This window comes from Neorhizobium sp. CSC1952 (assembly GCF_030378245.1).
Classification (GTDB): Bacteria; Pseudomonadota; Alphaproteobacteria; order Rhizobiales; family Rhizobiaceae; genus Neorhizobium; species Neorhizobium oryzae_A.
This window is the reverse complement of the sequence record NZ_CP128416.1, coordinates 4,612,272-4,625,403: the sequence shown is the minus strand read 5'-3', so window position 1 is coordinate 4,625,403 and position 13,132 is coordinate 4,612,272. Positions and strand designations below refer to the sequence as shown.

General features: G+C 63.4%; 10 protein-coding genes. 8 read left to right on the top strand and 2 right to left on the bottom strand.

Translation table 11 applies throughout. From position 1 onward, the window contains the following. Positions 1–471 precede the first annotated feature (471 nt). Together QTA58_RS22365 and exoR are read left to right on the top strand one after the other, a co-directional pair. On the top strand, positions 472–1,464 hold the full coding sequence (locus QTA58_RS22365; RefSeq protein WP_289670891.1) for an outer membrane protein transport protein: 993 nt from the start codon (positions 472–474) through the stop codon (positions 1,462–1,464). A 543-nt stretch (positions 1,465–2,007) separates the two neighbouring features. Further along, positions 2,008–2,778, top strand: a complete 771-nt coding sequence (exoR, locus tag QTA58_RS22360; protein WP_272937861.1) for an exopolysaccharide production regulator ExoR — start codon at positions 2,008–2,010, stop codon at positions 2,776–2,778. A gap of 9 nt (positions 2,779–2,787) precedes the next feature. Here exoR and xth read toward each other — a convergent pair whose 3' ends face one another. Together xth and erpA are read right to left on the bottom strand one after the other, a co-directional pair. Beyond that, positions 2,788–3,591, bottom strand: coding sequence for an exodeoxyribonuclease III (xth, locus tag QTA58_RS22355; RefSeq protein ID WP_085424148.1), 804 nt, complete (start codon positions 3,589–3,591; stop codon positions 2,788–2,790). A 148-nt stretch (positions 3,592–3,739) separates the two neighbouring features. Continuing rightward, on the bottom strand, positions 3,740–4,069 hold the full coding sequence (gene erpA / locus QTA58_RS22350) for an iron-sulfur cluster insertion protein ErpA (RefSeq protein WP_289670890.1): 330 nt from the start codon (positions 4,067–4,069) through the stop codon (positions 3,740–3,742). Between the two features lie 174 nt (positions 4,070–4,243). On the opposite strand from erpA, the gene QTA58_RS22345 reads away from it, so the two are divergent. From QTA58_RS22345 to scpB, 6 genes are all read left to right on the top strand, one after another. Next, positions 4,244–5,461: a deoxyguanosinetriphosphate triphosphohydrolase gene (locus tag QTA58_RS22345; RefSeq protein ID WP_289670889.1), complete on the top strand. Its 1,218-nt coding sequence runs from the start codon at positions 4,244–4,246 to the stop codon at positions 5,459–5,461. A gap of 62 nt (positions 5,462–5,523) precedes the next feature. Further along, on the top strand, positions 5,524–7,281 hold the full coding sequence (gene argS, locus QTA58_RS22340; RefSeq protein ID WP_289670888.1) for an arginine--tRNA ligase: 1,758 nt from the start codon (positions 5,524–5,526) through the stop codon (positions 7,279–7,281). 65 nt (positions 7,282–7,346) lie between these two features. Next, positions 7,347–10,382 carry an SPOR domain-containing protein gene (locus QTA58_RS22335; RefSeq protein WP_289670887.1) on the top strand — a complete coding sequence of 1,012 codons (3,036 nt, stop codon included), beginning with the start codon at positions 7,347–7,349 and terminating at the stop codon, positions 10,380–10,382. A gap of 80 nt (positions 10,383–10,462) precedes the next feature. Then, the gene (gene nagZ / locus QTA58_RS22330) at positions 10,463–11,479 is read left to right on the top strand and encodes a beta-N-acetylhexosaminidase (protein WP_289670886.1); all 1,017 of its coding nucleotides are present in this window, start codon (positions 10,463–10,465) and stop codon (positions 11,477–11,479) included. 26 nt (positions 11,480–11,505) lie between these two features. Beyond that, the gene (locus tag QTA58_RS22325; protein WP_289670885.1) at positions 11,506–12,369 is read left to right on the top strand and encodes a ScpA family protein; all 864 of its coding nucleotides are present in this window, start codon (positions 11,506–11,508) and stop codon (positions 12,367–12,369) included. A gap of 20 nt (positions 12,370–12,389) precedes the next feature. Further along, positions 12,390–13,082 (top strand): SMC-Scp complex subunit ScpB, encoded by a 693-nt coding sequence (gene scpB / locus QTA58_RS22320; RefSeq protein WP_234811336.1) that lies wholly within the window; start codon positions 12,390–12,392, stop codon positions 13,080–13,082. Positions 13,083–13,132: the final 50 nt, after the last annotated feature.

The following is a 13,132-nucleotide window of genomic DNA, read 5'->3' as shown; positions in this document are numbered from 1 at the left end:
AAACGGCCGCGGCATTTTTCTTTTTGCGCGCCGCGATCGCGGGCCGTGTCCCGGAGTGTGCGCCTGCTCACAGGCAGAAAGCCGAACTGTTGCGGTATGAACACAGTCCGCCGGCGTTAAACGATAAAATTCTAACAATCCCGCGGCGCGGCGCGTAGCAGTAGTAAAATTGTGCGTGAATCGCGCTCGGGGACTGTGTTCCCGATTTTTTTACGTAAATCAGGCAAGCTTTTGCAGAGCTGCAATAGCAACACCGGAAAGTTGTCATTCGGAACGAACCATCTACAAGTGATTCCGGTCACTTATCTGGGAGTGGGAGCAATTATGATAAGCAGACACATTACCAGGGGATTTTTGGTTCTCGGGGCAGTCGGACTTTGGCAGCCTCAGGCCCACGCCGGCGGTTTTTCGTGGGGGGAGGCCAGCACGGATATTCTCTACGAACGGGGCAACGCGGCGGCGGAAGCCGGCGTGATCTATGTGAGTCCGCACCGGAAATTCGATACGATCAGCGGCGTAAGCTCTTCCGACAGCCGTTTCTCGCAGGACTATTTCATCCCGGATGTCGCCATCATGGGGCGCCTCTCGGACATGTTCGCCTGTGCGTTCACCTACACGCGGCCGTTTGGCGGTGATTCGGAATACGGCCCTCAGGCGCAGACGGCGGATTTGATTTCGAGCCCTCCGACATCCTACAGCAGCAAGAAGTTCCACACCAACGAGTACGGTGCGACCTGCGACGTCAGCTTCGAACTCGGCAAGGGCCGGCTGCACTTCATCGGCGGCGGCTTCATGCAGGACTTCGATTACGAGGCGGTCGCAAACATCGGAACCCTGAGGCTCGAGGACGATTCGGCCTTCGGTTACCGCCTGGGCGTGGGCTACGATATTCCCGAATATGCGCTTCGCGCGCAGCTCATGTATCGATCGGAAGTCAAGCATGAGGCGGACGGCGATTTCACGACCAATCCGCTGCTCGGCCTGCCGGCGGTTCTCGATGCAAGCGGCCACGGTTCTTTGCCCCAGTCGCTGAAGCTCAGCCTGCAGAGCGGCGTCGCGCCGGGCTGGCTGGTCTACGGTTCGGTGGAATGGACGGACTGGAGCGTTCTGCAGACGCTGAATTATAACATCGACATCCTCGGTGACCGCCAGGACGTCTATAACTGGCGCGACGGCTGGACGATCATGGCCGGGGTCGGTCACCAGTTCACCGACAAGATCGCCGGTACGGTCAACATCCGCTGGGATAGAGGCGTCGGAACCGGTGCCGACATCATGACCGATACCTGGACCGTCGGCGCGGGCGCCGCCATCGATTGCGGGCCGGGTCAGCTTCGGCTCGGCGGCGCCGTCAGCTATCTGACCTCCGGCAGCCAGTCTCTTGGCGACGGCGCTACCTTCGACGCCACGGCGGACGGCGACTGGGCCTATGCCCTGACGGCCAACTATACCATCAAGTTCTGAATGCGGCCGGAAGCCGGCGTCGGATGAGGCGGCTCAGCCGTCTTCAACCGGTGCCGGTTTTGCCGGCGGAGGATCTCCGGAGCTTCCATTCGCTCCGGAGATTTTTTTGGCGTGCTGCGGCAATATTCTTGTGACGATTTGGCAACACTTTTGAGGGACTATTGTCAGGTGCCTTGAGAGGGATTGTCTCTGTCCATTTCCCGCCACAAACAGGGCGCAGCGGTAGAGGGGTAACGGTAGCGGACCGCGGGGGCGGGGCGCGTCTTTTGGAGTATCATGGGCGGGTTTCTTTATGAAAAGCCGGGTCTTTCACGCGCCGGCGGACGGATTTTGATGCCGTCCTCTCATGCGGCTGATGCTGCCGCAATGGGTCCTAGTCTTGCCGAAAACGGCAGTTACAGTTTCATCCCTCTCTCGGGAGGAGCAGGCACCGGATACACCCGGATGAACCTTTTTCCGGCAGCCCGAGAAGCTCGGGCTGCGGCAGGAAGCTGCGTGCGGAGTGAAAGAAACTGAACCATGCCGAAGTCTGACATAGGATCCATGAGAGTATTGCTTCTTGGAATGTCGCTCGCCTCGGTTCTGGCGGGATCGGCGGCGGCCTTCGACATCAAATCGGGGGTCACCAAGGAATCGGGACCGTTCGATCTCTTCAAGTTCGGCTTCAAGGCCTACAAGAACGGCCAGAAGGAAGATGCGGTCGAGGCTTATCGTTATGCCGCCGAGAAAGGCCATACGGGCTCGCGCTGGGCGCTTGCCAACATGTATGCCTATGGCGACGGCGTGGCGAAGGACGATTTCGAGGCCTTCAAGATCTACAACGAGATCGCCGCCCAGGGCGTCGAGCCCGGTTCGGAAGATACGGGCTTCTTCATCAACGCGCTCCTGTCGCTCGCCAACTATTACCGCCGCGGCATTCCGGGCAGCCCGATCAAGCCCGATCTTTCGCAGGCGCGGCAGATCTATTTCCAGGTCGCTTCCACCTTCGGCGTCGCCGAAGCGCAGTTCCAACTCGCGAAGATGATGCTGGCGGGCGAGGGCGGCGGCGCCAGTATTCAGCAGGCGAAGAAATGGCTGAACCAGGCCCGCAGGAACGGGCATGCGGGCGCCATGGCCGTGTTCGGCAACGTACTCTTCCAGGAAGGGCAGACGGTGCGGGGGCTTGCCTTCATGACGGCAGCGCTCGACCGCTGCACCCAGAAGGATTGCATCTGGATGCAGCAATTGCAGGAACAGGCGTTTTCCGTGGCCGGCGAAGAGGATCGCCGCGGCGCGATTGCGCTGTCGCAGCAATTCGCCAACGGCGCCGATTGACGTCTCCGCTTAATTGAAATCGAAAATCCCGACGACCGGCACGTGGTCGGACGGCTTTTCCCATGCCCGCACATGCTTCTCAATCGCGGTCGATTTCAGGCGATCGGCTGCCTCCGCCGAGAGGAGCAGATGGTCGATGCGGATGCCGTTGTTCTTCTGCCAGGCGCCGGCCTGATAATCCCAGAAGGAATAGAGCTTGGTCGCGTCGGTCGTCGCACGCACCGCATCGACGAGCCCGATGTTTTCGAGGCGGCGGAAGGCGGCGCGCGTCTCGGGCAGGAAAAGCGCGTCCGTTGCCCAGACGGCCGGATCGAAGCAGTCATGCGGCTCGGGAATGACATTGTAGTCGCCGGCGAGAATGAGCGGTTCTTCGAGGAGGAGGCAATTTTGCGCGTGCTGGCGCAGCCGCTCCATCCAGGAGAGCTTATAGGGATATTTCACGGGATCGTCGGCCGGATTGCCGTTCGGCAGGTAGATGGAGGCGACGCGAATCGCGCCGCCCGGCACGGAGAAGACGCCCTCGATATAGCGGGACTGCTCGTCCACCTGACCATCCGGGCCTTCGCCGCCCGGCAGCCCGCGCAGCACCTCGTCCGGCCTGGTCTTCGAGAGAAGCGCCACGCCGTTGAAACCTTTCTGGCCGTGGGTTTCGACGTGATAGCCGAGCGCCTCGATCTCCAGCCGCGGGAAAGTCTCGTCGACGGATTTGATTTCCTGCAGGCAGACGATGTCGGGCTGGGAATCGGTCAGCCACTGGCGCAAGTTGTCGATGCGCGCCTTGACGCCGTTGATGTTCCAGGTGGCGATCTTCATGCCGGTCCCTCCGTCTGTTCGCTTCCTCTTTTAGCGAAAGAGGAAGCGTTGGGAAGGGCGAAGTGAAGCGGAGCGGCCGATATCAGCCCAAGACGGCATCAGGCCAAGACGGCATCAGCCCGAGACTGGCATCGGCCCAAGACCGTCGTCAGATGGAGAAGCTGGTGCCGCAGCCGCAGCTCGCGACGGCGTTGGGATTCTTGATCTGGAAGGACTGGCCGAGCAGGTTGTCGACGAAATCGATCTCCGAACCCGCCATGTAGACGAGCGAGAGGCTGTCGATCAGCACCTTGGCGTCGCCGTTGGCGACGACGACATCGTCGGCTTCGGGCGCCTCGGCAAGGTCGAACTTGTAGGAAAAGCCGGAACAGCCGCCGCCTTCGACCGAGACGCGAAGCGCCTGCTTGCCGGCCTCGTTTCCGACGATTTCGGCGATACGCTTTGCCGCCGCATCCGAGAGGGTTACATTTGCATTCATTTCCGTCTCCTGCCGGGTTCAAGGCCCGGTGGTCCTGACACGTGGGTACCGGGCAAGGCCCGGAGGATACGCTCGAATAACTGTCACCGGCATTGCGCACGGTTTCACTATAGGTATGAAGACGGGAACCGCGCGTCAATGGGTGGGTTTGCGTATGAGAAAACAGGTGAAGGCATGACGATCGATACCGGGGTGCTTGGTTTCGGCAGCGGCGAGCGCGCGGTCTATGCGGCCAATCCGTGGGCGTCGCGTGGCCGGATGTTTCCGGAGACGGGCAGCCTTACGCGTTCCGAATTCCAGCGTGATCGTGACCGCATCGTCCATACGACGGCCTTCCGGCGGCTGAAGCACAAGACGCAGGTCTTCATCAGCCCTGACGGCGATCATTATCGCACGCGGCTCACCCATACGATCGAGGTGGCGCAGATCGCCCGTGCCCTGGCGCGTGCCCTGAAGCTCGACGAGGATCTCTCCGAGGGCGTGGCGCTGGTGCACGATTTCGGCCATACGCCTTTCGGCCATACCGGCGAGGACGCGCTGGACGAGATGCTGAAGCCCTATGGCGGCTTCGACCACAATGCCCAGTCGCTGCGCGTCGTCACCAAGCTGGAACGGCGTTATGCGGAGTTCGACGGACTGAACCTCACCTGGGAAAGCCTGGAAGGGCTGGTCAAGCACAACGGACCGCTTCTGACGAAAACGGGCGAGGGCACGCGCGGCCCCGTTCCGCAGCCGATCCTCGACTATTGCCAGCTTCACGACCTGGAACTCGCAAGCTATGCCAGTCTCGAGGCGCAGGTCGCGGCGATCGCCGACGACATCGCCTACAATACCCACGATATCGACGACGGCCTGCGCTCCGGGCTGCTGACCTTCGAGATGCTGGAGGACGTGCCGTTCCTGGCGGGCCTGATGGCGGATGTGAGGGCACGCTATCCGCATCTCGAAGCAAGCCGCTTTGCCTATGAGGTCACGCGCCGGCAGATCACCCGCATGGTCGAAGACGTGATCGGCGTGTCGCAGGACAATCTCAGGAAGCTGAAGCCCGAAAGCGCCGGCGACATCCGCGCCGCCGACCACGTGATCTCAACGTTTTCGGCCGACATGGCAGAGACCGACCGCTGCATCAAGAAGCTTCTGTTCTCGCGCATCTACCGCCATCCGGACATCATGCGCATCCGCGCCGGCGCGACGCAGATCGTCCAGGATCTCTTCAGGGCCTATATGGATGACCCGTCCTTGATGCGCAGCCATTACTGGGTCAACCACATCTCCGGTCTCGGCGAGGCGGCGAGGGCCCGCCACGTGGGGGATTATCTCGCGGGGATGACGGACACCTATGCGATCAGGGCGCATGGCGAGCTGTTTGACCAGACTCCCGATTTGCGCTAGGCACCCCGCAAATATTAACGGCTTCAAGCCCCACGTGGGGCCGGCACGCCCGGATGAGTGACATGAACCTATTCGCCGACTTCGAAACAAGAATTAAGAACGCTTTGGAAAGCCTTGATATCATCAAGGAAAAGCGAAGCGAAGTCGATTTCGGACGTGTCGCCGTCGAACCGCCGCGCGATCCGAGCCATGGCGATGTCGCCACCAATGCCGCCATGGTTCTGGCAAAGCCGCTCGGCACCAATCCGCGTGTGCTTGCCGATATCATCGCCGAGGCATTGCGTTCGGATGCGGATATCGACGAAGTTTCGGTGGCCGGCCCCGGCTTCATCAACATCCGGCTTTCGACCGGCTACTGGCAGAACCTGTTGTCGTCGATGATCGGCGCTGGCCTCGGCTACGGCCGCTCGACCCTCGGCAAGGGCAGGAAGGCCAATGTCGAATATGTCTCGGCCAATCCGACCGGCCCGATGCATGTCGGCCATTGCCGCGGCGCGGTCGTCGGTGATGCGCTGGCGAATCTCCTGGAATTCGCCGGTTACGACGTCACCAAGGAATATTACATCAACGACGCCGGCAGCCAGATCGACGTGCTCGCCCGGTCCGTCTTCCTGCGCTATCGCGAGGCGCTCGGGGAAAATATCGGCGAAATTCCGTCGGGCCTTTATCCGGGCGATTATCTCGTGCCGGTTGGCCGGGAACTTGCGGCCGAATACGGCCCGCGGCTGCATAACATGCCGGAAGAGGACTGGCTGCCGATCGTCAAGGACAAGGCGATCGATGCCATGATGGCGATGATCCGCGACGACCTCGACGCGCTGAACGTCCATCACGACATCTTTTTCTCCGAACGCACGCTGCACGCCAACGGGGCGCAGCGCATCCGGCAGGCGATCAACGACCTGACCTTCAAGGGGCATGTCTACAAGGGCACTCTGCCGCCGCCGAAGGGCCAACTGCCGGAAGATTGGGAGGATCGCGAGCAGACCCTGTTCCGGTCGACGGAAGTGGGCGACGACATGGACCGGCCGCTGATCAAGTCGGACGGCAGTTATACCTATTTCGCGGCCGACGTTGCTTACTTCAAGGACAAGTACGACCGCGGCTACGACGAGATGATCTATGTGCTCGGCGCCGACCACGGCGGCTACGTGAAGCGTCTGGAAGCGCTGGCGCGTGCCGTATCGGGTGGAAAGGCGAAGCTCACCGTGCTTCTCTGCCAGCTCGTCAAGCTGTTCCGGAATGGAGAGCCGGTGAAGATGTCGAAGCGCGCCGGCAACTTCGTCACGCTGCGCGATGTGGTCGATGAAGTCGGGCGCGATGCGGTGCGTTTCATGATGCTCTATCGCAAGAGCTCCGAACCGCTCGACTTCGATTTCGCCAAGGTAACGGAGCAGTCGAAGGACAATCCGGTCTTTTACGTGCAGTATGCGCATGCGCGCTGCGCTTCGGTCTTCCGCCAGGCGCAGAAGGCATTTCCGGATATGGATGTCGAATCGCTCGACCTTCAAGCCCATGTCGGCCTGATCTCGGACGAGCACGAACTGAGGCTGGTCGCGAAGCTTGCGGAATATCCACGGGTTATTGAGGCTGCGGCCCAGGCGCAGGAGCCGCATCGGCTTGCTTTTTACCTCTATGATCTGGCAAGTTCATTCCATGGTCTTTGGAGTAAAGGCTCCGAAAATGCCGACTTACGCTTTGTTAACGATAAAAACCGACAATTAAGCGTTGCCAGGCTTGGGCTGGTGCATGCTGTCGCCTCCGTTTTGAAGTCAGGACTTGCAATTACAGGCACAGCGGCACCGGAAGAAATGCGGTAGAAAAGCCACCATTTCCCCACATTGCACTGGCATATGCGTTGTAATGTAGGTGAGTGGACGAGGTAATGGCAGATAACAACCTTGCGCGTAGCCGGAATGATTTGCCGGTTTTCTTTGCCGATGACGACCCGCTGGCAGAACTCGCCCGCATTGTAGGTTATGAGGATCGGCCCGTCGCAACCCCTGCGGCGCCGTTGGGCGCCGCCGCACCCGAGCCCGGGCGTGAGCCGGCGCTCAATCTCGAAGACGAATTGCTTCGCGAGTTCGAGCGCTATGACGCGCCCCGTCTCGATCCCGTTCATGACATAACGCTCGACGAAGCGCCGCAGGCGCCTGTCGAAGCCTCGCCTTCCGCTCCCGCACAGCCGATCGAGCCGGAAGAGCTGGACTTCATTCCAGCCGAAGCGAGCGCCGTGGAACTGCCGGCCTTTTTACCGTCCGATCGCGAAGCTTTCGTTCACGGCGATCTGGATTTCGGCGACGAGGAAGCGCCGGCCGCGTTCGATGCCGCCGTCGAGAGCGTCAGGATCGAGGCGCAACCCGCGCAAGCGCAAGCTGAGCCTATCCACGCTGAGCCGGTGGTCGAGCTGGCGCAGGAAGCCGGTCATGTCGAGCCGATCGTCGATCTGCCGGCTCTTCCAGTCATGGGCGAGATTTCGGCCGTTCCGCAGGCCTCGTTCTCGCAGCCGAGTGAGCAATCCGCCGAGGAATTCGATCTTGCCGCCGAGCTGGAAAGCTCGATCGGCGCGGAGCCTGCGATCGAAGGTCAGCCGGAGGTGAAGCCGGAGCCGAAGGGCAAGGGTTACGTTCCGGGTTTCCGGATGCCGCTCGCCAATTTTGCCCCCGCGTCGTCATCCGTTCCGCGGCAGGAGCCGATTGTGCCGGAACCGGCCGGACAGGTCTTCGATCTGCCGGCCCTGGACGACCTTCCGGCCCTGACGTCGAAGCCGGATTTCATTGCCGAAGTGCCGGCATCCGTCCCGGCTGCGCCTGCGGATCTGCAGGCAGCTGCTTCTGCGGCGCCTGTCGCTCCTCCGGCTGCCGTTGAGCCGGTGACGGCAGAGAATCGGTTCTCCGCGCTGGACGAACTGATCTACGATGTCCAGCGTTACGCGATGCCTGCCGACAAGGCGGGCTCGCCGGCAGCCGCTTTCTCCAAGACGCCCGAACCGGCTCCGTCAGAACCTCTCGCGACACCAGCTGTCGAGCCGGTGGCGCCGGTCGCTCCGGCTCCCGAAGCTCCGGTGGTGAATGCTCAAGCGGTCGAGGAAAAGGATCCGTTCTCCGACGAGGAATTCGAGCTTGCGCTGGGCGATCTCGAACTGGACCTTGCCGACCTTGTCGCGGAGGAAGCTCCGAAGCAACCGGAAGAGGCCGCGCCGGCTGCAAAAATCGAAACCGCCCCTGCCAAGCCCGCGATACCGGTCGTTCCCCCGGCGCCCGTTGTGGCTGCCGCGCCGGCGGTAACGGCGGCAGCCGAGGCGAAGGATGACGTTGAAGCCGTCGCCGAGCTGCCTTTCGATCCGGCTCAGATCGCCGATTCCGAAGACCAGGTGGAGGCCATCGCCGAGCTCGACGTGCCTGCGCTGCCGGCGGAAGAACCGGAACAGCCGCCGGTCTATCGTCCCGATTACGATCTCGACATCGACGCCGAACTCGCGACGCTCCTGATGACGCCGGAAAAGGCCGCCGATTCGGCTCCGGCACGCAAGCCCGAGATCGCCATCGCTTCCGCGGCGCAGGGTGCCGCCGATCGCCCCGTTCAGGCCGGCCGCACGCCGAACTACACCGATCTCGACGATTTCGAACGTGCGCTGGAGGAGGATTTCCGGCGCAGTCTCGCCGCTCCCCTGCCGCCGTCGGAAAACGAAGATCTGCATTATGCCGAGGCCGATTATCTCGCGACCGTGGAAAAGGCGCGCAGTTCCGCTCGAAGCTGGGCCGTGCCGGTTGTTCTGGCCGGCGTCGTCATCCTGGGTGGCGTCGGCGCCTATGCCTGGCTTGGCAATGGCGTGCCGGGCGTCGGAAGCGGCGAGCCGGTGATCATCGCCGCCGATACCGAGCCTGTGAAGGTCGCGCCCGAAAATCCGGGCGGCAAGACCGTCCCGAACCAGGACAAGGCGGTTTACGATCGCGTGGCCGGCCTCTCGTCGCAGGACCCCAAGCAGGAGACGCTGATTTCCTCCAACGAGGAGCCGGTCGACGTCGTCCAGAAGACCCTGATGCCCGATACGCTGCCGCTGGAGGGCGAGAACGATATCGAGCCGACCGATGTGGGCGAGACCGAGGACGCGCGCCTTCTGCCGCAGGATCAGCCCGAGCAGGCGGCCGCGTCTGCCGAGCAGCAGCCGGTCACCGTCATGCCGCGCAAGGTCAAGACGATGATCGTCCGTCCGGATGGAACGCTGGTGGAGCAGGAGGTTTCCGCTCCCGCGCTTGCCGCACCGGAACCCGCCAAGGTGCCCGCATCCGGCGCGAAGCTGGCGGAAGTCGCTGCCGCTTCGCCGCAGGCGCCGGTTTCGGCTCCCGCTGCCCCGGCTCAGACCCAGCCGGTTCAGCCCGCTCCGAGCGCCGGCGCTGCTCCTGTCTCCGCCCCGGCAAGCGGATCCGAGCCGTTCGATCCGGTCGCGCCGGAGATCGCGCTGCCTCCGGTCGAGACCGCCGCCGCACCCGCGGCTCCGGCCGAGGCGGCCGCTCCCGCGCCCGCGGTGAGGGCTCCGGTTCCGATCGCCCGGCCTTCCGAACAGCCGGTCAACGTCGTCGCGGCCGTCACGGATCAGGGCAATGTCCGTGCCTCGAACCAGCCGGCTGCTCCGAGCCCGCAGCCTGCCGCGACACAGACCGCCTCGCTCGGCGAGGGTGGTTACGTGATCCAGATCGCCTCGCTGCCGTCCGAGGCCGATGCCCGGAAGTCCTACCAGAACCTGTCCACCAAGTTCGGCAGCGTGATCGGTGGCCGCGGCGTGGACATCAAGGCCGCGGAGATTGCCGGCAAGGGCACGTTCTATCGCGTCCGCATCCCGGCCGGCAGCAAGAACGACGCCGTGGCGCTCTGCGAACGTTATCGCGCCGCCGGCGGAAGCTGCCTGGTCGCCCGGTAAGAGCCTGCAACGGAAGAGATGAAAACGGGGCCTTTGTCGCCCCGTTTTTTATTGCGCGTTCAATCGACTAAGATGATCTCATGAGCGAATCAAAAGCAATGATCCTGGGCTCGAGCGGCCCGACCCTCACTCCGGATGAAATCGCGCTGTACGGGGACGAGCGGCCCTGGGGCTTCATCCTCTTTGCCCGCAATTGCGTCGAGCCGGCGCAGATCGCCGATCTCGTGGCGGCGATGCGCGACGCGATCGGCCGGCCGGATGCGCCCGTGCTGATCGACCAGGAGGGCGGCCGCGTGCAGCGCATCCGCCCGCCGATGATCGAGCGCTATCCCTCCGCCGCGGTGCTCGGCGAACTCTACCGGCAGGACCGACGGAAGGGCCTGCGGGCGGCCTGGCTGATGTCGCGCCTGCACGCCTTCGACCTCATGAAGTTCGGCATCAACGTCGATTGCCTCCCGGTCCTCGACGTGCCGGTCGAAGGCGCCAGCAATGTCATCGGCGACCGCGCCTACGGCTTCGATCCGAAGGCGGTGGCCGACATGGGCAGGGCGGCGGCGGAAGGGCTGAAGGCCGGCGGCATGCTGCCGGTGATGAAGCACATGCCGGGCCACGGCCGCGGCATGGCCGATTCCCATCATGAACTGCCGGTCGTCACCGCCTCGCGCGCCGAGCTCGAAGCGCATGATTTCCTGCCGTTCGTCGCCATGAGGGACGAGCTGATGGCGATGAGCGCCCACATCGTCTTCACCGCGATCGATCCCGAAGAGCCGGCGACCATCTCAGCCAAGGTGATCGACGAGATCATCCGCGGCCATATCGGCTTCGACGGCCTGCTGATGTCCGACGACACCTCGATGAACGCGCTGAAGGGCACGGTCGGCGAGCGCGCGGCGAGGATAGTTGGGGGCGGATGCGATATCATCTTGCATTGCAACGGCGTCATGGACGAAATGAAGGCCGTGGTAAAGGAGGCGATCCCGCTTGCAGGCGAAGCGCTGAGGCGCGCAAAGGCGGTGGAAGCAGCCTTCGGACCGGGCGACGGCGCCGATGAGGAGGCGATCCGCGCCGAATTTCACGGATTGCTCGCCGTCTCCTGACGGCCGGCGGCAGGACGAGGTTGGGAATGGCCATGAACATATCGCAGGATGCCATTCCGATGGACAAGCTTTGGCAGGACGCCGCCGATCGGGCGACAGACGATCCGGCGCTGGTGATCGATGTCGGCGGCTTCGAAGGTCCGCTCGACCTGCTTCTTCATCTCGCCCGCAATCAGAAGGTCGATCTTTCCCGCATCTCCGTCCTGGCGCTGGCCGAACAGTATCTGAAGTTCATCGAGAGCGCCCGCAGGGTGCGCATCGAGCTCGCGGCCGACTATCTCGTGATGGCGGCCTGGCTCGCCTACCTGAAATCGAAGCTCCTCATCCCGCAGCAGGCCAAGGGTGACGATGGCCCGAGCGGCGAGGAAATGGCCGCGACGCTCGCCTTCCGCCTGAAGCGCCTGGAGGCGATGCGCGAGGCCGCGACCCGGCTCGTCAACCGCAACCGCCTCGGCCGCGACGTTTTCGCCCGCGGTGCGCCGGAACATATCCCGCACCGGGTCCAGTCTGCCTACGACGCGTCGCTTTACGATCTTCTCTCGGCTTACGCGAACCTGCGCCAGCGCAACGCGGTGACGCAGGTGACGATCGAGAAGCGCAAGGTCTGGTCGCTGGTCGACGCCCGCGATCTCCTGACCCGGATGCTGGGCGAGATCGCCGACTGGACGGCGCTGCAGCACTATCTGCTGCCCTATCTCCCGCCGGAGGATCGGGTGACGGCGACCGCCAGCGCCTTCGCCGCCTCGCTGGAGCTGGTGCGGGAGGGGAAGCTCGAAATCCGCCAGGAAGGCGCCTTCCAGCCGATCTATCTGCGCAAGGGCCAGGCGCCCCGTATGCCGGCCGTACCGCAGCCCGCCAAGGAAGACGTGGCCACGGGAGGCGTGGATTGACCCGGCAGGAAGACGACGAGCTGCCGGTCGCGGCGGAGGAGGGGGCCGAGCGCCAATCCTTCTCGCTGGCCGAAGTCGAGCGGATCGCCGAAGCGCTGGTTTTCGCCTCTGCGGAACCGGTTTCGGAAGCCTTTCTGGCCGAACGCCTGCCGCGCGGCACCGATATCGGCGCCGTCATGCAGCGGCTGATGGAGATTTATGCCCCGCGCGGCGTCAATCTCATCAGGACCGGCGACCGATGGGCCTTCCGTACCGCGGCCGATCTGTCCTTCGTCATCCGCAAGGACGACACCGAGGCGAAGAAACTGTCGCGCGCCGCACTCGAAGTGCTGGCTATCATTGCCTATCACCAGCCTGTGACCCGTGCCGAGATCGAGGAGATCCGCGGCGTCCAGACCTCCAAGGGTACGCTCGATGTGCTGATGGAGTCGGGCTGGGTGCGCTTCCGTGGCCGCCGCCGCACGCCGGGCCGGCCGGTGACGCTCGGCACGACGCCGGATTTCCTCGACCATTTCGGCCTCGAAGAGCTGCGCGACCTGCCCGGTCTCGAAGAATTGAAGGGCGCGGGATTGCTTTCCGGCCGCATTCCGCCGGGCTTCGCAATCCCTATTCCGCAGAATGTTGACGAGCTTTCCGAGGACGAGGACCCGATCACCCAGCTCGACCTCGAGGAACTCGGCCTCTTGACACCTGGCGGCGATGCGGAGGAATAGCGGGATATTCCTCTGAAAAGCCCGGCTTTGCGGGTGCGAGCGGGCAGGAC